General features: G+C 68.5%; 1 pseudogene. It reads left to right on the forward strand.

What is annotated here, in order from left to right:
* A pseudogene (locus G3I71_RS48945) lies at positions 1–409 on the forward strand (LytR family transcriptional regulator); the annotation flags it as partial.

Genomic DNA, 409 nt, shown 5'->3' on the forward strand with positions numbered 1-409 from the left:
CGCTCTGCTCGTCGACAACACCACCACCAAGCAGGGCACCACCGTCCTGCTGCCGAACACCCTCGCCGTCGCCGGTGACGACGGTTCCACCACCAAGCTCGGCAAGTCCGTCGACGACGACGGCAGGACCGGCACCCGGGAGTCGATCGAAACCCTCCTGGGCACCAGGATCAGCGGTACCTGGCGGCTGGACACCCCCTACCTGGAGATCCTCGTCGAGCAGGTCGGCAACATCGAGGTGGACACCGACATCGATGTGCCCGACGCCAAGAAGGGCGCCGCGCCTCTCGTGAACAAGGGGGAGGCGCAGACGCTCAGCGGCCCGATGGCCGTGGCGTACGCCACCTACCTGGCACCCGGGGAGGCCGAGGCCAAGCAGCTGACGCGGTTCGGGGAAGTCATGCGCGCG

Origin of the sequence: Streptomyces sp. SID12501 (genome assembly GCF_010550245.1) — a bacterium.
Lineage (GTDB): Bacteria > Actinomycetota > Actinomycetes > Streptomycetales > Streptomycetaceae > Streptomyces.